At 59.1% G+C, this 17,467-nt stretch carries 21 protein-coding genes; 11 read left to right on the top strand and 10 right to left on the bottom strand.

What is annotated here, in order from left to right; all coding sequences use genetic code 11:
* Positions 1 to 384 precede the first annotated feature (384 nt).
* Positions 385 to 672 carry a GNAT family N-acetyltransferase gene (locus tag FHL16_RS07560; RefSeq protein WP_010461341.1) on the top strand — a complete coding sequence of 96 codons (288 nt, stop codon included), beginning with the start codon at positions 385 to 387 and terminating at the stop codon, positions 670 to 672.
* A 66-nt stretch (positions 673 to 738) separates the two neighbouring features.
* Here FHL16_RS07560 and FHL16_RS07555 read toward each other — a convergent pair whose 3' ends face one another.
* Positions 739 to 1,815, bottom strand: coding sequence for a 3-deoxy-7-phosphoheptulonate synthase (locus tag FHL16_RS07555; protein WP_010461339.1), 1,077 nt, complete (start codon positions 1,813 to 1,815; stop codon positions 739 to 741).
* Positions 1,816 to 1,976: 161 nt separating this feature from the next.
* The gene (locus FHL16_RS07550) at positions 1,977 to 2,420 is read right to left on the bottom strand and encodes a PilZ domain-containing protein (protein ID WP_010461337.1); all 444 of its coding nucleotides are present in this window, start codon (positions 2,418 to 2,420) and stop codon (positions 1,977 to 1,979) included.
* On the opposite strand from FHL16_RS07550, the gene FHL16_RS07545 reads away from it, so the two are divergent.
* The 5 genes from FHL16_RS07545 to cysB all read left to right on the top strand — a co-directional run bounded on the left by FHL16_RS07545 (position 2,419) and on the right by cysB (position 6,378).
* Positions 2,419 to 2,805: a thioredoxin family protein gene (locus tag FHL16_RS07545; protein ID WP_042932242.1), complete on the top strand. Its 387-nt coding sequence runs from the start codon at positions 2,419 to 2,421 to the stop codon at positions 2,803 to 2,805. The genes FHL16_RS07550 and FHL16_RS07545 overlap by 2 nt on opposite strands.
* The gene (locus FHL16_RS07540) at positions 2,802 to 3,758 is read left to right on the top strand and encodes a putative 2-dehydropantoate 2-reductase (protein ID WP_077747919.1); all 957 of its coding nucleotides are present in this window, start codon (positions 2,802 to 2,804) and stop codon (positions 3,756 to 3,758) included. The genes FHL16_RS07545 and FHL16_RS07540 overlap by 4 nt, the downstream gene beginning before the upstream one ends.
* Positions 3,759 to 3,783: 25 nt before the next feature.
* A complete protein-coding gene (locus FHL16_RS07535) occupies positions 3,784 to 4,689 on the top strand; it encodes a 5'-nucleotidase (RefSeq protein WP_010461331.1) in 906 nt (301 codons plus the stop codon).
* Between the two features lie 95 nt (positions 4,690 to 4,784).
* On the top strand, positions 4,785 to 5,288 hold the full coding sequence (locus FHL16_RS07530; protein WP_010461329.1) for a universal stress protein: 504 nt from the start codon (positions 4,785 to 4,787) through the stop codon (positions 5,286 to 5,288).
* A gap of 115 nt (positions 5,289 to 5,403) precedes the next feature.
* A complete protein-coding gene (gene cysB, locus FHL16_RS07525) occupies positions 5,404 to 6,378 on the top strand; it encodes an HTH-type transcriptional regulator CysB (protein ID WP_010461327.1) in 975 nt (324 codons plus the stop codon).
* A 6-nt stretch (positions 6,379 to 6,384) separates the two neighbouring features.
* Here the strand turns inward: cysB and FHL16_RS07520 are convergent, their stop codons facing one another.
* Positions 6,385 to 6,867 carry a GreA/GreB family elongation factor gene (locus tag FHL16_RS07520; RefSeq protein WP_010461326.1) on the bottom strand — a complete coding sequence of 161 codons (483 nt, stop codon included), beginning with the start codon at positions 6,865 to 6,867 and terminating at the stop codon, positions 6,385 to 6,387.
* Positions 6,868 to 6,869: 2 nt separating this feature from the next.
* Complete coding sequence (locus FHL16_RS07515; RefSeq protein WP_010461324.1) at positions 6,870 to 7,280, bottom strand: hypothetical protein; 411 nt, start codon at positions 7,278 to 7,280, stop codon at positions 6,870 to 6,872.
* 124 nt (positions 7,281 to 7,404) lie between these two features.
* Here FHL16_RS07515 and earP point away from each other — a divergent pair, with 124 nt between their 5' ends.
* Entirely contained in the window at positions 7,405 to 8,562 is a 1,158-nt protein-coding gene (gene earP / locus FHL16_RS07510) for an elongation factor P maturation arginine rhamnosyltransferase EarP (protein ID WP_010461321.1), read from the top strand.
* Positions 8,563 to 8,610: 48 nt separating this feature from the next.
* Positions 8,611 to 9,180: an elongation factor P gene (locus FHL16_RS07505; RefSeq protein ID WP_007943632.1), complete on the top strand. Its 570-nt coding sequence runs from the start codon at positions 8,611 to 8,613 to the stop codon at positions 9,178 to 9,180.
* Positions 9,181 to 9,354: 174 nt separating this feature from the next.
* Here the strand turns inward: FHL16_RS07505 and FHL16_RS07500 are convergent, their stop codons facing one another.
* From FHL16_RS07500 to FHL16_RS07485, 4 genes are all read right to left on the bottom strand, one after another.
* Positions 9,355 to 10,368, bottom strand: a complete 1,014-nt coding sequence (locus tag FHL16_RS07500; RefSeq protein ID WP_077747918.1) for an alpha/beta hydrolase — start codon at positions 10,366 to 10,368, stop codon at positions 9,355 to 9,357.
* A gap of 33 nt (positions 10,369 to 10,401) precedes the next feature.
* Complete coding sequence (locus FHL16_RS07495; protein WP_010461312.1) at positions 10,402 to 10,821, bottom strand: organic hydroperoxide resistance protein; 420 nt, start codon at positions 10,819 to 10,821, stop codon at positions 10,402 to 10,404.
* 347 nt (positions 10,822 to 11,168) lie between these two features.
* Complete coding sequence (locus tag FHL16_RS07490; RefSeq protein ID WP_042932887.1) at positions 11,169 to 11,630, bottom strand: MarR family winged helix-turn-helix transcriptional regulator; 462 nt, start codon at positions 11,628 to 11,630, stop codon at positions 11,169 to 11,171.
* A 69-nt stretch (positions 11,631 to 11,699) separates the two neighbouring features.
* On the bottom strand, positions 11,700 to 12,656 hold the full coding sequence (locus tag FHL16_RS07485; protein ID WP_077747917.1) for a LysR family transcriptional regulator: 957 nt from the start codon (positions 12,654 to 12,656) through the stop codon (positions 11,700 to 11,702).
* A 124-nt stretch (positions 12,657 to 12,780) separates the two neighbouring features.
* On the opposite strand from FHL16_RS07485, the gene FHL16_RS07480 reads away from it, so the two are divergent.
* Complete coding sequence (locus tag FHL16_RS07480) at positions 12,781 to 13,515, top strand: sulfite exporter TauE/SafE family protein (protein ID WP_042932884.1); 735 nt, start codon at positions 12,781 to 12,783, stop codon at positions 13,513 to 13,515.
* Here the strand turns inward: FHL16_RS07480 and FHL16_RS07475 are convergent.
* Positions 13,505 to 14,359 carry a LysR substrate-binding domain-containing protein gene (locus FHL16_RS07475; protein ID WP_010461304.1) on the bottom strand — a complete coding sequence of 285 codons (855 nt, stop codon included), beginning with the start codon at positions 14,357 to 14,359 and terminating at the stop codon, positions 13,505 to 13,507. The genes FHL16_RS07480 and FHL16_RS07475 overlap by 11 nt on opposite strands.
* A 96-nt stretch (positions 14,360 to 14,455) precedes the next feature.
* Here FHL16_RS07475 and FHL16_RS07470 point away from each other — a divergent pair, with 96 nt between their 5' ends.
* Both FHL16_RS07470 and FHL16_RS07465 read left to right on the top strand, forming a co-directional pair.
* On the top strand, positions 14,456 to 14,671 hold the full coding sequence (locus FHL16_RS07470) for a DUF1127 domain-containing protein (protein ID WP_010461302.1): 216 nt from the start codon (positions 14,456 to 14,458) through the stop codon (positions 14,669 to 14,671).
* Between the two features lie 64 nt (positions 14,672 to 14,735).
* On the top strand, positions 14,736 to 15,965 hold the full coding sequence (locus FHL16_RS07465) for a winged helix-turn-helix domain-containing protein (RefSeq protein ID WP_010461299.1): 1,230 nt from the start codon (positions 14,736 to 14,738) through the stop codon (positions 15,963 to 15,965).
* Between the two features lie 90 nt (positions 15,966 to 16,055).
* On the opposite strand, the gene FHL16_RS07460 is transcribed toward FHL16_RS07465, so the two are convergent.
* Complete coding sequence (locus FHL16_RS07460) at positions 16,056 to 17,402, bottom strand: class II 3-deoxy-7-phosphoheptulonate synthase (protein WP_010461297.1); 1,347 nt, start codon at positions 17,400 to 17,402, stop codon at positions 16,056 to 16,058.
* Positions 17,403 to 17,467: the final 65 nt, after the last annotated feature.

The raw sequence follows: 17,467 nt of genomic DNA, 5'->3' as shown, positions 1-17,467 counted from the left end.
AGTCTGTCTATATGGATTCGTCCATACTTTTGTTCGGATTTTGCGCCGTGGCTCTCATAATCTTTATCCATCTTGATGGTGACTTTAAGAGCGCGCGTTCGTCTTAAGTCTCAACATCCGGCAATGTTCAGGCTATCGACCCGCAGATATCTCCGGTCGAGCCGTCCCTGCGTCACCCGGAGCAGCACCCGCCACTGAGCGCGATGACGAGCGTACCTTGAGCATTTCTGCCAATGGTGCCTACTATTTGATACGTGCTCGGTTGTGCGAGATCGGTGCCGCTCTTCTCGGTGTCCATTCAGGCACGAGGTGGCGTAGATGTTCCTTCGCCGGAAAAACATCGGTAAGGTAGGGGTCAGAATTCAAGACCCGCGAGGAGTAGTGATGAGCGAGGCGTTGTCCATCCACCATGACCAGGCTGGTCATCAGTTCGAGACCAGTGTGGACGGTCATCGTGCCTACCTGACCTATATGGATCTGGGGAAACAGACCCTGGATATCTATCGCACCTTTGTGCCCAACGCGCTGCGTGGTCGCGGCATTGCGGCAGCCTTGACCGAGAAGGCGTTGGAGTACGCTGAGGAAATGGGTTACACCGTCATTCCATCGTGCTCTTACGTCGAGCGCTACATGGAGCGTCACCAGCGGCATGCCGCCAAGCTGAGCCAGTAACCTTAAAATACGAACACAAAAAAACGCCGGGTTTAGCCCGGCGTTTTTGTGTGCGGCGAAACGTGATCAGGTGCGAGCGCGTTTGGGCAGCACATCCTTGAGCTTGGCGTGCATGCTGCGCAAGGTATTTTCGGTAGCGGACCAATCGATGCAGGCATCAGTGATCGACACGCCGTATTGCAGGTCGGCGAGGTCTTTCGGAATAGCCTGGCAGCCCCAGTTCAGATGACTTTCGACCATCAGGCCGATGATCGACTGGTTGCCTTCGAGGATCTGGTTGGCGACGTTCTCCATCACCAGCGGTTGCAGGGCCGGGTCCTTGTTGGAGTTGGCGTGGCTGCAATCGACCATGATGTTCGGCTTGATCTTCGCCTTGTTCAACGCTTGCTCGCAGAGCGCGACGCTGACCGAATCATAGTTCGGCTTGCCGTTGCCACCGCGCAGGACCACGTGGCCGTAGGCGTTGCCCTTGGTGGTGACGATCGACACGCCACCTTCCTGGTTGATACCCAGGAAGCGGTGAGGGCTGGAAACTGATTGCAGGGCGTTGATAGCGACCGTCAGGCCGCCGTCGGTGCCGTTCTTGAAGCCGACTGCCGAGGACAGGCCGGAGGCCATTTCACGGTGAGTCTGGGATTCGGTGGTGCGCGCGCCGATGGCCGACCAGCTGATCAGGTCCTGCAAATATTGCGGGGAGATCGGGTCGAGGGCTTCAGTTGCGGTCGGCAGGCCCATTTCGGCCAGGTCCAGCAACAATTGACGACCGATGTGCAGACCGTCCTGAATCTTGAACGAGTCGTCCAGGTACGGGTCGTTGATCAAGCCTTTCCAGCCGACGGTGGTGCGTGGCTTCTCGAAATACACGCGCATGACCAGATACAGGGTATCGGACACTTCAGCCGCAAGCGCCTTCAGGCGCTCGGCGTATTCGTGGGCAGCCTTGATGTCGTGGATCGAGCAAGGCCCGATGACAACAAACAGGCGGTGGTCGGTGCCATCAAGAATATTGCGAATGACTTCACGGCCCTTGGTGACAGTGCGCAGGGCAGCGTCGCTCAGAGGGATGTCACGCTTTAGCTGATCGGGAGTGATCAGGGTCTCGTTGGAAGCGACGTTTAGGTCGTTGATCGGTAAATCAGCCATCGTTTACTCGTCAGGTCACGGGTGCCGGCCGCCAGCGAACCCGCGCGGCGGAGCACAGCAAATTAAGCGCGTCGGGGAGCCGAACCTTAGCGCGTTACGCGCCTGCTCGACAATGGGCAGACGCTGGTTTTAGGGGCATTCTCACTAATTGAGAGCGTTGCCTAACCCAGCGCAGGCTGTGCAAATGCCTTGCGAACCGTGTCGTGAGAGAACTCGTCGGCATGCTGCTGGACCCAGTCGAGGGCCAGGGCCTGAATATCCTGCAGGTCATCGTGTGCGTCACGCAGGCGGCAATAACGTTCGATCTGGCAAACCTGCTCGCCCATTCGCGCACTGAACAGCATCTGTTCGTCGACGAAGGCAATGCCCACCAGGTAACCGCGTTTGCGTCGCAGGCACCAGGCCACATAACCCAGATAGCGCAAATCGGGATTCAACGTTGGCATGCGCACTTCCAGCGCCGTACCGTGGCGCCAGGCGCGGTGGTAATTGCAAGCCATGCCGCCGAGGCTGATAGTGTGCAGCCGTTGCCGCGAAATGCACTCATGCTTGAGCAACGTTAACTCGACGGGCACATCGTCAGGGTGAGGTAAAAAACGTCCCATGAACACAAACTCCCTGTGTCGGCCATTTGACATTGTTTCCCCCAGTATAGTGGTCGAATTGCAACTGACTGATTTCGACGCCGACCAACGGCTGCTGGCGATGAGCGGTGTGTCGCTGGTGATTTTCACCAGTGTCGGCTGCGCCAGTTGCCGTTTTGCCCGCGAGCAATTGCCAGGACTCGATCTGGCGATCGACCGGCTGTGCTGGATCGATGCCGGAGACAATGGCGGGCTGGTCGAGCGTTATCAGGTTTTTCATTTGCCGGCGCTGTTTGTAGTGCGCGACGGCGAGTTTTTCGGGGCAGTACAGTCGCGCCTGACCAGCACCGGGCTCAATGAAGCCGTGCGCCAGGCGCTCAGTCGACATGCAGAGGAGTTGCCATGATGGGGGCAGTTGCCAAACCGACAATCGGGATTATCGGAACCGGCGCGATCGGCGGGTTCTACGGGGTGATGCTGGCGCGTGCCGGGTTCGATGTGCACTTCTTGTTGCGCAGTGAGTTTGCAGCGGTCGCCGAACGCGGGCTGCACGTTGACAGTGCGGTGCATGGCGCATTGACGCTGAACCCGGTCCAGGCCTATTCGTCTGCTGAGGACATGCCCGCTTGTGACTGGTTGCTGGTCGGCGCAAAAACCACCAGCAACGCGGACCTCGCGCCCGCCATCATCCAGGCCGCCGCGCCGAATGCCAACGTCCTGCTGTTGCAAAATGGCCTGGACGTCGAAGACAGCTTGCGTGAGTTACTTCCCGATTCCCTGCACCTGCTCGGCGGGCTGTGTTTTATCTGCGTCCATCGCGAAGGGCCTGGCGTCGTAACCCATCAAGCGCTCGGCGCGGTGAACGTCGGCTACCACAGCGGTCCCGCAGCCGATGAGCAGGCGCGAATGACGATTGTCGAGGAGGGCGCCGGACTGTTCCGCGCGGCCGGCATCGACTCTCAAGCCATGCCGAATCTGCACCAGGCACGCTGGCAAAAGCTGGTCTGGAATATCCCTTACAACGGCCTGTCGGTTCTGCTTGGGGCCAGCACCACGCCGTTGATGGCCGATGCCGACAGCCGGGATCTGATCCAGGCGCTGATGGCCGAAGTGGTTCAGGGGGCAATCGCTTGCGGTCACGACATACCGGCCGGGTATGCCGAGCATTTGTTCAAGGTGACCGAGAAAATGCCCGATTATTGGCCAAGCATGTACCACGATTTTCTGCACAAACGACCGCTGGAACTGCAGGCCATTTACGCGCGACCTCTGGCGGCGGCCAAGGCAGCGGGTTGCGAATTGCCGCGAATCGAGGCCTTGTATCGCGGCTTGAGTTTTATCGATCGACGCAACACGTAAGTCGATCAACCTGAGGGGGAAGGGCATGGCAAAGACTATCGACGACAAACTGGTGCTGGCGATCTCGTCGCGAGCGCTATTCGACCTGGACGAAAGCCACAAGGTTTATGAGTCGAGCGGCGTCGAAGCCTACCGGCAATATCAGATCGAGCACGAAGACGAAATCCTCGCGCCCGGGGATGCGTTTCCGTTGGTGGAGAAACTGCTCAATCTGAACGCCAGCCTCGGTCGGGCCCGGGTCGAGGTGATTCTGGTATCGCGCAACAGCGCCGACACCGGCCTGCGCGTATTCAACTCGATTAATCATTATGGCCTGGCGATTTCCCGCGCGGCGTTCGTTGGCGGGCGCAGTCCTTATCCGTACCTCAAGGCCTTTGGCTGCGACCTGTTTCTCTCCACCCACGCCGAAGACGTGCGCAGCGCGCTGGATGCCGGATTCGCTGCAGCAACCATTCTGTCGGGCGGTGCCAGCCGTGCAGCCAGCGATGAATTGCGCATCGCCTTCGACGGTGATGCCGTGCTGTTTTCCGACGAGTCCGAGCGGATCTATCAGTCCGGCGGCCTGGAAGCGTTCCAGGCCAGCGAACGCGAATCGGCCCGCGAGCCTTTGCGCGGAGGTCCGTTCAAAGGCTTCCTCGCCGCCCTCAATCTGTTGCAACGCGAGTTTCCCGATGACGCCTGCCCGATCCGCACCGCCCTGGTGACGGCGCGGTCGGCGCCAGCCCATGAGCGGGTGATTCGTACCTTGCGCGAGTGGGACATTCGTCTGGACGAGTCGCTGTTTCTTGGTGGGCTGACCAAGTCGGCGTTTCTCGAAGCGTTCGCCGCCGATGTGTTTTTCGACGACCAGGCCGGACATTGTGAACTGGCCCGCGAAGTGGTCGCCACCGGCCATGTGCCCCACGGCATCAGCAACGAGCAAAAAGTTTAAGCCCTCCGTTCAACACGTTACGCCGCACGTCGCACTCGCCAAGGCACTGCTAAGCTGAATCAAATCTCCGCCATGTTGGCACGCGAGGAGGTCATATGATTCATTCGATGCTGTATGCCACGGACCTCGGGCTGTACGCACCGTTGGTGATGCAGCATGCCTTGGCGCTGGCGCGGACATTCAATGCTGATTTGTATGTGGTGCACGCCGTTGAACCCATGGGGTTGTTTGCCGAATCAGTGCTGCAGAGTTACCTCGATGAGCAGGCCTTGAACGAGTTTCACAGTCAGGGCTTGAATACGGTGATCGCCAATATCGAGCAGCGGGTGCTCGACAGCTTTCGAGAGGAGTTGGGGGATGAAGGGGAGCAGGATCTGGAGCGGATCAAAGCGGTGCGGGTGCTGCAGGGTGACCCGTCACAGGTGATTCTCGACCAGGCGCAGAAACTCTCCGTGGATTTGTTGATCGTAGGTAGTCATAGCCATGGTGCAGGTGCGGAAACACCCCTGGGCCGAACCGCTGCGCGGGTGTTGCAACTGTCTCGGGTGCCGGTTTACCTGGTGCCGCTGGTTGAACGTCGCCGCCAAGGGGATCGCTAGAACAACAGATAGTGGCAATTTGACAAAAAAGTTCTAGATTTATTCTTCGAACCATTAATATAGTTATATATCGTCGCTGATGCCCGTGGCGTCTACCTTGCTTTGAGGGATTCATATGAAGCTTCAACAACTGCGCTACATCTGGGAAGTGGCGCACCACGACCTCAACGTTTCCGCTACGGCCCAAAGCCTTTACACCTCGCAACCGGGCATCAGCAAGCAGATCCGTCTGCTGGAAGACGAACTGGGCGTCGAGGTTTTTGCCCGCAGCGGCAAGCACCTGACCCGCGTCACCCCAGCCGGCGAGCGCATCATCACCACCGCCGGCGAGATCCTGCGCAAGGTTGAAAGCATCAAGCAGATCGCCCAGGAATTCTCCAACGAGAAGAAAGGCACCCTGTCGATCGCCACTACGCACACTCAGGCACGTTATGCCTTGCCGCCGGTGATCAGCAATTTCATCAAGCAGTACCCGGACGTTGCCCTGCACATGCACCAGGGTTCGCCGATGCAAATCGCTGAAATGGCCGCAGACGGCACCGTGGATTTCGCCATTGCCACCGAAGCCCTGGAGCTGTTCGGCGACCTGGTGATGATGCCGTGCTACCGCTGGAACCGCTGCGTGGTCGTGCCTCAGGGCCACCCGCTGACCAAGGTGTCCAAGCTGACTCTCGAAGCCTTGGCCGAATACCCGATCGTGACTTACGTGTTCGGTTTTACCGGCCGTTCGAAACTCGATGAAGCCTTCAGCCATCGCGGCCTGACGCCGAAAGTGGTGTTCACCGCGGCCGACGCCGACGTGATCAAGACTTATGTTCGTCTGGGCCTGGGTGTGGGCATCGTGGCAAAAATGGCAGTCGATGCCAAACTCGACAGCGATCTGGTCATGCTCGATGCCAGCGACCTGTTCGAATCCAGCATCACTAAAATCGGTTTCCGTCGTGGCACCTTCCTGCGTGGTTTCATGTGCGACTTCATCGAGAAGTTCGCGCCGCACCTGACCCGCGAAGTCATGGCCAAGGCCATTCAGTGCCACAACAAGCAGGAGTTGGAAGAGCTGTTCGACGGCGTCGAACTGCCGGTCCACTGATCCCTTTTAAATCACCTCGGTAACAGCAAACTGTTGCCGAGCGCCCGCCACCAGAATCTCTACCTCGTCCCCTTCGAACTTGCCCAGCAAGCTTTTACCCAGCGGTGAGCGAGGGGTGATGACGGTGATCATCTGTCCGACCATATCGACTTTCAGACCCGCCGCGTCAGGCGCCAGAAACAGCCACTGCTCACGACCCTTTTCGTCTTCCAGGCCGAGCAGGGCGCCCACTTCGATCCCGCGTTGTGGGTCATACGGGCGCAAGGTCAGGTTTTGGCAAAGCACGAGTGACTGCCTGATTTCTTCGACACGCCTGGCTTGTCCGGCCGCCAGATAAGACGCTTCCAACCCCAACGTGTCGTACTTGTTTTCGGCGATGTTTTCTTCGTGGGTCGCGGTTTCGTAAGCGGTTTGCGCGGCACGTTCGGCGATGTCGAGATCAATCCGCAGCTTGTCGAGAATCAGTTGGTGGACGGTTTGCTTATTCATGATCAGTCGCAGAATTGCAGGACATTGGCGCGGCTTTTTTCGCTCGGAGCGGTCTGGTCCTGTTGCAGCCAGAACTGGCATTTCGGATTGGACAGGTTGCGACCGCTGCTGCGGGCCTGATCCATGCGTTGCTGCTGCTCGTTCTTGCGCAGGTTCTCTTCGTACTGTTCGAACAGCGGGCTTTGCGCCGGGATGTCCGGCACCGGCTGCACTACCACTGGCGGCTTGGCCAGTTGCTCTACAGCGGCTGCGACCGGCGCGAGTTGCTCGCTGAACAGCAGGCGCGAGGCGAGCCAGCAGGTCAGCGCAATTGCGAGGAATCCAAGCCACAGACCGAGGGCAATGCTGCCGGTCAATTGCAGCGCATTGAGCTGAATCGGCAACGGGCGGCGCGGGGCGGGACGGTAGGGCATGGCTGCCTCCTGGCGGGTGGTCGCGGGCAAATGGCGATTGTCGCACGAAGATTAATCGCCGTCGGCTCTTCTGCGTGAGGTAATTTATGCGGACAATCGGCGCCTTTGCCAACTGGAGCCTGGAATGCCTGAAATGCCTCAAGTGAAAAACCGCTGGCGCTGGGATATTTTTTGCACCGTGGTCGACAACTTTGGCGACATCGGCGTGACCTGGCGCCTGGCCCGACAGTTGGTGGCCGAGCATGCCGTGGCGGTGCGGTTGTGGGTCGATGACCTGCGGGCCTTTGAACGTATCTGTCCTGAAATCGACATCAGCGCCACGCAGCAATGGCAGCAGGGTGTGGAGGTGCGTCAGTGGCCCACCGAATGGCAACCCGCTGAAGCCGCAGATGTGGTGATCGCCGCGTTCGCCTGCCAGTTGCCGGGCCCTTACATGGACGCCATGGCTTCGCGGGAAAAGCCGCCGCTGTGGATGAACCTCGACTACCTGAGCGCCGAAGACTGGGTGATCGGTTGTCACGGTTTGCCGTCGGTGAAGTACAAGAATGTGCAGAAGTACTTCTTCTTTCCGGGGTTCCAGAAAGGCACGGGCGGCTTGCTGCGTGAAAGCGGTTTGCTTGAACGTCGCAGGCAGTTTCAGCAAGACCCCGAGGCGCAGCGAGCATTCCTGCAAGGCCTTGGGATTGATCGCGCGCCCAATGCCCAACTGATCTCGCTATTTGCCTACGAAAATAGCGGCTTGGCCAGTTGGCTGGACGTGATGGCCGTCGATTCGACACCCACGCATCTGTTGGTGCCCGAAGGCCGGATTCTCGGGGATGTCGCACGCTGGCTGGGCGTCGACGGATTGGCCGCCGGTGCGTTGCATGTGCGAGATCAATTGACCGTACAAATCCTGCCGTTCGTCCGACAGGATCAATACGATCACGTGCTCTGGTGTTGCGATTTCAACGCCGTGCGCGGTGAAGATTCCTTTGTCCGCGCGCAATGGGCAGGGCGGCCGCTGCTCTGGCACATCTATCAGCAGGACGAAGACATCCACCTGGACAAGCTCGACGCCTTCCTGACGCTGTACACGAAAGGCCTGTCCGAGCCTGCCGGCGAGGCGATCAGCGGTCTTTGGCGTGCGTGGAATGCGGGTCATGATATGTCCGACCACTGGCTTGCGACCCGTAAACACTGGCCCGAGCTGCAAAAACACGCCGAGACGTGGTGTCTGGAACAGGCCTTGCAGGCCGATCTTGCCGCGGCGCTGGTACAGTTTTATGTAAATTGGATATGATACGCGGCCTAGATTTTTGTAAATCCCATCCAAATTCGGATATTCGCAATGAAAACTGGTAAAGAACTGAAACCCGGTACCGTGATCCGTCTCGAAAACGATCCTTGGCTGGTTCAGAAAGCTGAATTCACCAAATCCGGTCGTAACAGCGCGATCATGAAGACCAAGCTGAAAAACCTGCTGACCGGTTACAAGACCGAGATCGTTTACAGCGCTGACGACAAACTGGACGACGTAATCCTCGACCGCAAAGAAGCGACCCTGTCCTTCATCAGCGGCGACACCTACACGTTCATGGACACCACTGACTACACCATGTACGAACTGAACGCTGAAGACATCGAAGCCGTTCTGCCTTTCGTTGAAGAAGGCATGACCGATGTTTGCGAAGCGATCTTCTTCGAAGAGCGTCTGGTTTCCGTAGAACTGCCGACCACTATCGTGCGTCAGGTTGACTACACCGAAGGTTCCGCTCGCGGTGACACTTCCGGCAAGGTGATGAAGCCTGCCAAACTGAAGAACGGTACCGAGCTGTCGGTTGCCGACTTCATCGAAATCGGCGACATGATCGAGATCGATACCCGCGAAGGCGGTTCCTACAAAGGCCGTGCTAAATAAGCACAGCTTCAGGAATGAAAAAGCCCGACCATTGAGTCGGGCTTTTTTGTGCCTGTCTGAAACACCCGCCCCTGTAGGAGCGAGGCTTGCCCGCGAAGGCGTCGTGTCATTCAACATCGATGTCGACTGACACGACGCTTTCGCGGGCAAGCCTCGCTCCTACAGGGGGCGGTGTTATTTCAGGTGTTGCTTGAGTTCTTCGGACGCTTGCAGCATCGCCGACCGTACCGCCGGCACCTGGCTCACTACGTTAAGCAAGCCGTAGTCGTGAATCATCCCGTTGTAACGAACCGATGTGACCGGCACACCCGCCTCGTCGAGTTTGCGGGCATAGGCTTCACCTTCATCGCGCAGCACGTCGGCACCGGCTGTCTGCACCAGCGCAGGCGGTAAGCCCTTCAGTTGCGCGGTGGTGGCCCGCAGCGGCGAGGCGTAGATCTCGTTACGTTGTTTGGCGTCGGTGGTGTAGTTGTCCCAGAACCACTTCATCATGTTTTTGGTGAGGAAGTGACCCTCGGCAAACTGGTTGTAGGACGCGGTTTCGAAGCTGGCATCGGTCACCGGCCACAGCAGCACCTGGAACTTGATCGCCGGCGTGCCCTTGTCTTTGGCCATCAGTGCAACCACGGCTGCCATGTTGCCACCGACGCTGTTGCCGGCCACGGCCAGGCGTTTGCCGTCGACGTTGATCTCTTTACCGTGCTCGGCCACCCATTTGGTCGCGGCGTAAGCCTGGTTGATCGCCACCGGATAGTGCGCTTCCGGGGAAGGGGTGTAATTGACGAACACCGCTGCTGCACCCGACCCCGTCACCAGGTCGCGAACTAGACGTTCGTGGGTCGGGAAATCTCCCAGCACCCATCCGCCGCCGTGGAAGAACATGAACACTGGCAGCTCGCCCTTGACACCGGCCGGCCGGACGATGGTCAGGCTGAGCGGTTGGCCGTCGACCTGGATGGTCTTCTCGCTGACATCGGCTTTTGGCAGCGTCAGTTTCACCGAGGCTTGCGCACCCACCAGCACCGCACGGGCTTCTTTGGGGGTGAGTTGTTCCATCGGTTTGCCGGTGCCGGCATTCAGAACGTCGAGGAACGCCTGGGTGTTGTGTTCAACCCCATCACCTGCGAACGCGTTACTGATGGACATAGCGAGAAGGGTGCCGGTCAAGACTTTGCTGAAAGTGTTCATGTTCATTTCCTGTTCGGGCCTGGTAGTCGGCGGTTAGACGGTGACGTGCAGGCGCACATCGACGTTGCCACGGGTCGCGTTCGAGTACGGGCAGACTTGGTGAGCCGCCTCGACCAGGCTTTGCGCGTCGGCTTGTTCAAGACCTGGCAGGCTGATGTGCAGGTCGATGTCCAGGCCGAACCCACCAGGGATCTGGCCGATGCCGACATGGGCGGTGATCGACGCGTCGTTCGGGATGCTGCGTTTGGTCTGGCTGGCGACGAATTTCAGCGCGCCGATGAAGCAGGCGGAGTAGCCGGCGGCGAACAATTGCTCGGGGTTGGTCGCTGCGCCGCCGGCACCACCAAGTTCTTTCGGGGTGGCGAGTTTGACGTCGAGGATGTTGTCACTGGAAACCGCACGACCGTCACGGCCGCCAGTGGAGGTTGCGATTGCGGTGTAGAGAGTTTGCATGGTGTGAGCCTCGTTCAGATTTGATTTGTTTGCGCTAAATGTTTGCGCGCTAAGTAAGTGCGAGATGAATGTATCGCGCTAATAGTTAGCGCGCAATATAAATTTTTGAAAAAGTTTTGGTTTGGAGGAGTGCGCGGGTTGGATGTGCTGAGTTAGAGCGGTCGCGGCAGGATTTTTTAGCGGAAGATTTTTTCGAAGGAAGCAACCCGATCAACTGGGACACCACAAAAACAAATGTGGGAGTGAGCCTGCTCGCGATGACGGAGTGTCAGTCAGTATCAATGCTCAATGACACACTGCAATCGCGAGCAGGCTCGCTCCCACAGGGATTTGGGGGGATTGAGGGATTAAAGGCTGTCTTGCAGATTGCTACGCAGCTCTTGCAGCTCCGCTTGCAGTTTTTGCAATCTCTCAAGCGTCATTCCGCTTGCACCGAGGATGCACTGGGGAATGCTGCGCGCCTTGTCGCGTAACGCACGGCCCTGTTCGGTCAGCTCGACGATCACCACCCGTTCATCCTCTCGGCTGCGGGTGCGACTGAGCAATCCTTCGACCTCCAGGCGTTTGAGCAAGGGGGTCAGTGAGCCGGGGTCTGTCAGCAGTCGCGTGCTGATTTCGCCTACGGTCAGCCCGTCCCGCTCCCACAACACCATCATCGCCAGATACTGCGGATAGGTCAGCCCCAGCGCTTGCAACAGCGGCTTGTAGACCTTGGTCATCAGCAGCGAGGTGGAATGCAGGGCGAAACAAGCCTGATTATCCAGCAGCAGCGGGTCGCAGTTATCCGGGGTGGTGCGTTCGGTGGTCATTTCAAAGCCTTGATCAGTGATCGTCATGAATCTAGCGGGCGAATCTTTAATGCACCAGACAATTCTAGACTAATGCCGGTCCAGGGTGTTTTGCAGTGCCAGGTCCCACGGCGGAATCGGGCTGAAGCGGGTTTTCAGATACTCCAGCAATAAGCGGCTTCGGGAGTTGGGTTGTTGCTCAAGACGTAATGCATAGATGCCGGTGGTCTCCGGTGGAGGCAAGCCGTTTTCACAAAACAGCGGCAGCAACTCGCCACGCAAAAGGTACTCGCTGGCCAGCCAGGTCGGCAAATGCGCGATGCCCAGCCCCGCCAACGCCCCACAGACCAGTGCTTCGGCATTGTTGGCACTCATGCGGATGCGCGCCGGGCGATGCAGGTGCAGGTGCCCGTCGCGCTCAAAGCGCCAGGCAAAGGGTGGGGCCAGGCCGTCCCAGTCAAGGCCGTCATGTTCGATCAACTGCGCCGGTTCGGTCGGGACGCCGCGGCGTTTCAGGTATTGCGGGCTGGCACAGGCAATGCGCACCATACTTGCCAGCGGCGTGGCCACCAGACGGGTGTCGGCCATTTGCCCTGCGCGCAGCACCAGATCCACCTTCCCCAGGTTCAGCCCCTGCATGTCGACAAAACTGTCGATCAGATGCAATTGCACGTCGAGGCCCGGATAGAGCATCAGGAAGTCGGCAATCACCGGCGACAAGTGCCGTCGGCCGAACGCCGCTGGCGCATCGATGCGGATCAAGCCCTCCGGCGCACTGCTCAGGGATACGGCTTCGGCGCGGGCCAGGCGCAGTTCCGCCACAATCCGTCGCGCCCGTTCGGCGAACGCCAGGCCAGCAGGAGTAGCACGCACCGCGTGGGTGCTGCGAATGAACAACTGGCTGCCGACTGCGTTTTCCAGGCTGTCGATACGTCGCGCCACCGCCGAAGGCGTCAGCGGATGTCGCCGGGACGCTGCGGAAAAGCTCCCCGTTTCCAGCACATCAAGGAACAGGCCGAGTTGATCGGTCAATTGATTCGGGTTCATGGTGTATCAGCGCTTGTGCGAAGTTGGCACAGCCATTGTGCGTTGCTGTGCGTTTCCCCGCCAGCGCCGACTGCGTAGGATGAATGGACTGATAAAAGGAAAATCGCCTGTGATTGAGTTTGTGATGTATCTGGTCTTCGGCGCCGCCCTGGGAACTCTCGGTGGGCTATTCGGCATTGGCGGTGGTTTGATCGCGATTCCGCTACTAGGCGTGCTGTTCGGTCTCGATCAGCAAATTGCCCAGGGCACGGCGTTGGTCATGGTGGTGCCCAACGTGATGCTGGCGTTGTGGCGCTATCACCAGCGCAACCGCATCGAAATGCGCCATGCACTGCCATTGGCCGCAATGGGCTTTTGCTTCGCCTGGATCGGGTCGATTTGGGCGGTAGGCATTGACGCGCAAACCATGCGCGTGGGGTTTGTTGCGTTTCTGATTGCCCTGTCGACCTACAACCTGGTGCGCATGTTCACCGCCAACGCACCGGCCTCTGCACAAATGCGTTATTCCTGGCCATGGTTGGGCGTACTGGGCGCGGCATCCGGCACCATGGGCGGGTTGTTCGGGGTTGGCGGTGCGGTGGTGGCGACGCCGGTGCTGACCAGCCTGTTCGGCACCTCTCAGGTGGTGGCCCAAGGCTTGTCGCTGGCCCTGGCTCTGCCCAGCACCGGCGTCACACTGGTGACTTACGCCGTGCATCACCAAGTGGACTGGATGATCGGGTTGCCGTTGGCTGTCGGCGGATTGATGAGCATCAGCTGGGGCGTGAAGATCGCCCACGCCATGCCGGAGCGGCTATTGCGCGGGTTGTTCTGCGGGTTCCTGGTGCTGTGCGCGGTGATGCTCGCGTTTAAAGTTTGAAGCCTTCGACGATGTGCTCGGCCAGGCACTCGGTGATCGGGGACGGGTTGTGCAGATTGCGCACCAGCATGATGCAGGCTTCCGGCAACAGCGGCAGGTCTTCGGCTTCTCCCAGGATGCGCATGTCCGGCGTGATCAGGCTTTCCAGTTGCGCAGTTACCGCGAGGCCCGCACTGACCACGGCCATTAACGCCGACAGGCTCGAACTGTTGTAGGCGATGCGGTAATCGCGCCCCATGGCGTCCAGCGCATTACACGCCCACAGCCTGCAGAAACAATCACTGTTGAACATCGCCAGGGGCAGTGGCGTCTGCTCGTGGGCGTTGAAGCATTGTGCTTCGGCCCAGACGAAACGCTCCTTGCGCAGCAACTGGCCGATTTCAGTACCGGGCTCGCGGGTGACGATGGACAAGTCCAGGTCCTGGCGTTGCAACAGTTGTTTGGTTGATTCGCAGTGAACCTCGATCTGGATCAGCGGGTAGAACTTGGCGAAACGCGACAGGATCCCCGGCAGGAAACGCATGACGTAATCGTCGGGCGTGCCGATGCGTACGGTGCCGACCATGTGCGGCTCGCGCAGGGTGTTGAAAACTTCGCTGTGGAGTTTGAGGATGCGCCGCGCGTAACCCAGCAATACCTGGCCCTCGGCAGTCAACTTGACCTGGCGTCCATCACGTTCGAACAGTTGGCGCTGCAACACGTCTTCTTCCAGACGCTTCATCTGCATGCTCACCGCTGACTGCGTGCGGTTGACCATTTCACCGGCACGGGTAAAACCACCCTGGTCGGCAATGGCGACAAAGGTGCGCAGCACGTCAGTATCGATACTTGGGTACGCCGACATCCATCAATCTCCGAGATGGTTACCATCAGAAACATTCGTTGGATTGATCTTAGCGCTGAGGCGAGACTTGAGCCATCCCTAAAGGAGGGCAACAAGATGAAAGGTCATAACGAGCATGTAACGGAAGAAAAATTCTCAATCCACGCGGTATCCGATCTGCTGCACAAGTTTAGTCGCTGGTACGAACTTCACCGTGAACGTGAGCTGCTGGCAAGTTTGAGCGACGAAGCACTGAAGGACATTGGCGTGAGTCGTGCCGATGTCGAACATGAATCGGTCAGGCCGTTCTGGGATGATCCGATGCATAAATGATGAGGCCATCGCTACACAACCCCCTCTCTGGTGAGGTAGGTTGCGAGCAGACACGGAGGTATTCATGCCCGCAACGCTGTCCTTTTCCAACAAACAGGCTCGACGTCTGGCGCTGGCCGCCCAAGGGTTCAACGGGCGGCAACCGCCAGCGGCGATCAAACCGGTTCAGCTCAACCGGCTGATCGAACGGCTGGGCATTCTGCAGATCGATTCGGTCAATGCGTTGGTGCGTTCGCACTACCTTCCCTTGTTTTCCCGCCTCGGAAATTACTCCCCCGATTTGCTCGATCAGGCTGCCTGGAGTCAGGGCCGACGTCGCACGTTATTCGAGTATTGGGGCCATGAAGCTTCGTTGCTGCCTATGTCGATGTACCCCTTGATGCGCTGGCGCATGCAGCGTGCAACACGTGGCGAAGACATCTACCAGCAACTGGCGCGTTTCGGTCGCGAGCAGCAGGACACGATTCGCCGAGTGCTGGCCTCGGTGCAGGAACTTGGCGCTCTGGGGGCTGGAAGTTTGTCGACCCGCCAGGAACGGGCCGGGCCATGGTGGGACTGGAGCGCAGAAAAACATGCGCTGGAATGGCTGTTCGCCGCCGGTGAAGTCACGGTCGCCGGTCGCCGCGGATTCGAGCGGTTGTATGATTTGCCGGAGCGGGTGATTCCTTCAGCGGTTCTGCAACAGCCTTTGCTCAGTGAGGCCGAGGCCCAGCGCGGGCTGTTGCTGCATGCGGCGACGGCATTAGGTGTCGGCACGGAAAAGGACCTGCGCGATTATTTTCGCCTGAACCCGGCAGACAGCCGGCCGCGTCTGGCTGAACTGATAGAGACGGGTGAATTACTGGCCTGCGAGGTTCAGGGCTGGCGTCAACCGGCCTTCTGCTTGCCCGAGCCGAAAGTGCCGCGCAAGGTCGAGTCCAGTGCCTTGCTATCACCTTTTGACTCGTTGATCTGGGAGCGCAGCCGCACCGAGCGGTTGTTCGATTTCCGTTATCGACTGGAGATTTACACGCCCCAGGACAAACGGGTCTACGGCTATTACGTATTGCCGTTTTTACACAATGAACGTATTGCCGCGCGGGTTGATCTGCGTGCCGAACGAGCGTTGGGCCGGCTGGCGGTGCATGCCGTGCATGAAGAGGAACCAGGGCTGGACGAGGCAGGGATGTTGGCGTTGGCCGTCAATCTGCGGCAAATGGCGGATTGGCTGGGGCTTGAGCAGGTTCAGCTCAATTGCCCGCGGGCGAGTGCGGCGCGCTTGCGGGTGGCGTTGGCACAGATTCAGGTTGGCTGAGCGGGCGCCTTCGCGGGCAAGCCTCGCTCCTACTGATTCAACGCAATCCTGTAGGCGCGAGGCCGTTGCCCGCGAATGGCGCGACGCGATTCAGCGCCGAACTTGCTTCAGCGTCTCGGCAATCAGGAACGCCAATTCCAGCGACTGATCGGCATTCATCCGCGGATCGCAATGGGTGTGGTAACGGTCCGACAACCCGTCTTCAGTGATTGGCCGGGCACCACCAATGCACTCGGTCACGTTCTGCCCGGTCATCTCGATGTGGATACCGCCGGCGTAACTGCCTTCTGCTTCGTGAACCTGGAAGAATTGCTTCACCTCACCGAGGATCTGCGCAAAGTCGCGGGTCTTGTAACCGCTGCTGGCCTTGATGGTGTTGCCGTGCATCGGGTCCGAGCTCCAGAGCACCTGCTTGCCTTCACGCTGCACCGCGCGGATCAACGCCGGCAAGTGATCGCCAACCTTGTTCGCGCCCATGCGTGCGATCAAATTCAAGCGGCCTGGGTCGTTGTCCGGGTTCAGCACGTCGATCAGGCGAATCAGGTCTTCGGGGTTCATGCTCGGGCCGACCTTTACCCCGATCGGATTATTCACGCCACGCAGGAATTCGACGTGGGCGCCGTCGAGCTGACGGGTGCGGTCACCGATCCACAGCATGTGCGCTGAGCAATCGTAGTAATCGTTGGTAAGGCTGTCGCGGCGCACGAAGGCTTCTTCGTAATTCAGCAGCAGCGCTTCGTGGGCCGTGAAGAAACTGGTTTCGCGCAGTTGTGGCGAACTGTCCATGCCGCAAGCGCGCATGAAGGCCAGGGTTTCATCGATGCGATCGGCCAAGTGGCTGTATTTTTCAGCCAGCGCCGAGTTGGCGATGAAGTCCAGGTTCCATTTGTGCACCTGATGCAGGTCGGCAAAACCGCCTTGGGCGAAAGCGCGCAGCAGGTTCAGGGTCGCGGTGGACTGGTGGTAGGACTGGAGCAAGCGCTCCGGGTCCGGTACGCGGCTTTTTTCATCGAAACCGATGCCGTTGACGATGTCGCCACGGTAGGCGGGGAGGGTTACACCGTCGATGGTTTCATCGTTGGCCGAGCGAGGCTTGGCGAACTGGCCGGCCATGCGCCCGACCTTGACCACCGGGCAACCCGCGGCGAAGGTCATGACAATCGCCATCTGCAGCAGGACTTTAAAGGTGTCGCGAATTTTTGCGGCCGAGAACTCGGCGAAGCTTTCGGCGCAATCGCCACCCTGCAACAGAAACGCGCGGCCCTGGGTGACTTCAGCGAACTGACGGCGCAACTCCCGGGCTTCACCGGCAAACACCAGCGGCGGGTAGCTGGCCAGGGTCTGCTCGACTTGACGCAAATGCGCGGCGTCGGGGTAAAGGGGTTGTTGCTGGATCGGCAGGGCACGCCAGCTGTCAGGGCTCCAGGGTTGGCTCATCACGGTCTCGGTTGTTTTACGCTCGGACGTTCATGTTATCAGCAAATTAGTGCGTGACCTGTTCC

The sequence above is a fragment of the Pseudomonas sp. FSL W5-0299 genome, assembly GCF_005930655.1.
GTDB lineage: Bacteria > Pseudomonadota > Gammaproteobacteria > Pseudomonadales > Pseudomonadaceae > Aquipseudomonas > Aquipseudomonas mandelii.
This window is presented reverse-complemented; position numbering and strand designations above follow the sequence as displayed.

Excerpts from the sequence above, each read along its gene's own strand:
- FHL16_RS07465 (WP_010461299.1), top strand. The coding sequence starts at position 14,736 with ATGCCCGCAACGCTGTCCTTTTCCAACAAACAGGCTCGACGTCTGGCG.
- FHL16_RS07550 (WP_010461337.1), bottom strand. The coding sequence starts at position 2,420 with ATGGGACGTTTTTTACCTCACCCTGACGATGTGCCCGTCGAGTTAACG.
- FHL16_RS07500 (WP_077747918.1), bottom strand. The coding sequence starts at position 10,368 with ATGAACACTTTCAGCAAAGTCTTGACCGGCACCCTTCTCGCTATGTCC.
- FHL16_RS07540 (WP_077747919.1), top strand. The coding sequence starts at position 2,802 with ATGATGGGGGCAGTTGCCAAACCGACAATCGGGATTATCGGAACCGGC.
- FHL16_RS07555 (WP_010461339.1), bottom strand. The coding sequence starts at position 1,815 with ATGGCTGATTTACCGATCAACGACCTAAACGTCGCTTCCAACGAGACC.
- FHL16_RS07480 (WP_042932884.1), top strand. The coding sequence starts at position 12,781 with ATGTATCTGGTCTTCGGCGCCGCCCTGGGAACTCTCGGTGGGCTATTC.
- FHL16_RS07475 (WP_010461304.1), bottom strand. The coding sequence starts at position 14,359 with ATGTCGGCGTACCCAAGTATCGATACTGACGTGCTGCGCACCTTTGTC.
- FHL16_RS07545 (WP_042932242.1), top strand. The coding sequence starts at position 2,419 with ATGAACACAAACTCCCTGTGTCGGCCATTTGACATTGTTTCCCCCAGT.
- FHL16_RS07515 (WP_010461324.1), bottom strand. The coding sequence starts at position 7,280 with ATGCCCTACCGTCCCGCCCCGCGCCGCCCGTTGCCGATTCAGCTCAAT.
- FHL16_RS07520 (WP_010461326.1), bottom strand. The coding sequence starts at position 6,867 with ATGAATAAGCAAACCGTCCACCAACTGATTCTCGACAAGCTGCGGATT.
- FHL16_RS07505 (WP_007943632.1), top strand. The coding sequence starts at position 8,611 with ATGAAAACTGGTAAAGAACTGAAACCCGGTACCGTGATCCGTCTCGAA.
- earP (WP_010461321.1), top strand. The coding sequence starts at position 7,405 with ATGCCTGAAATGCCTCAAGTGAAAAACCGCTGGCGCTGGGATATTTTT.
- FHL16_RS07535 (WP_010461331.1), top strand. The coding sequence starts at position 3,784 with ATGGCAAAGACTATCGACGACAAACTGGTGCTGGCGATCTCGTCGCGA.
- FHL16_RS07485 (WP_077747917.1), bottom strand. The coding sequence starts at position 12,656 with ATGAACCCGAATCAATTGACCGATCAACTCGGCCTGTTCCTTGATGTG.
- FHL16_RS07460 (WP_010461297.1), bottom strand. The coding sequence starts at position 17,402 with ATGAGCCAACCCTGGAGCCCTGACAGCTGGCGTGCCCTGCCGATCCAG.
- FHL16_RS07490 (WP_042932887.1), bottom strand. The coding sequence starts at position 11,630 with ATGACCACCGAACGCACCACCCCGGATAACTGCGACCCGCTGCTGCTG.
- FHL16_RS07530 (WP_010461329.1), top strand. The coding sequence starts at position 4,785 with ATGATTCATTCGATGCTGTATGCCACGGACCTCGGGCTGTACGCACCG.
- cysB (WP_010461327.1), top strand. The coding sequence starts at position 5,404 with ATGAAGCTTCAACAACTGCGCTACATCTGGGAAGTGGCGCACCACGAC.
- FHL16_RS07560 (WP_010461341.1), top strand. The coding sequence starts at position 385 with ATGAGCGAGGCGTTGTCCATCCACCATGACCAGGCTGGTCATCAGTTC.
- FHL16_RS07495 (WP_010461312.1), bottom strand. The coding sequence starts at position 10,821 with ATGCAAACTCTCTACACCGCAATCGCAACCTCCACTGGCGGCCGTGAC.
- FHL16_RS07470 (WP_010461302.1), top strand. The coding sequence starts at position 14,456 with ATGAAAGGTCATAACGAGCATGTAACGGAAGAAAAATTCTCAATCCAC.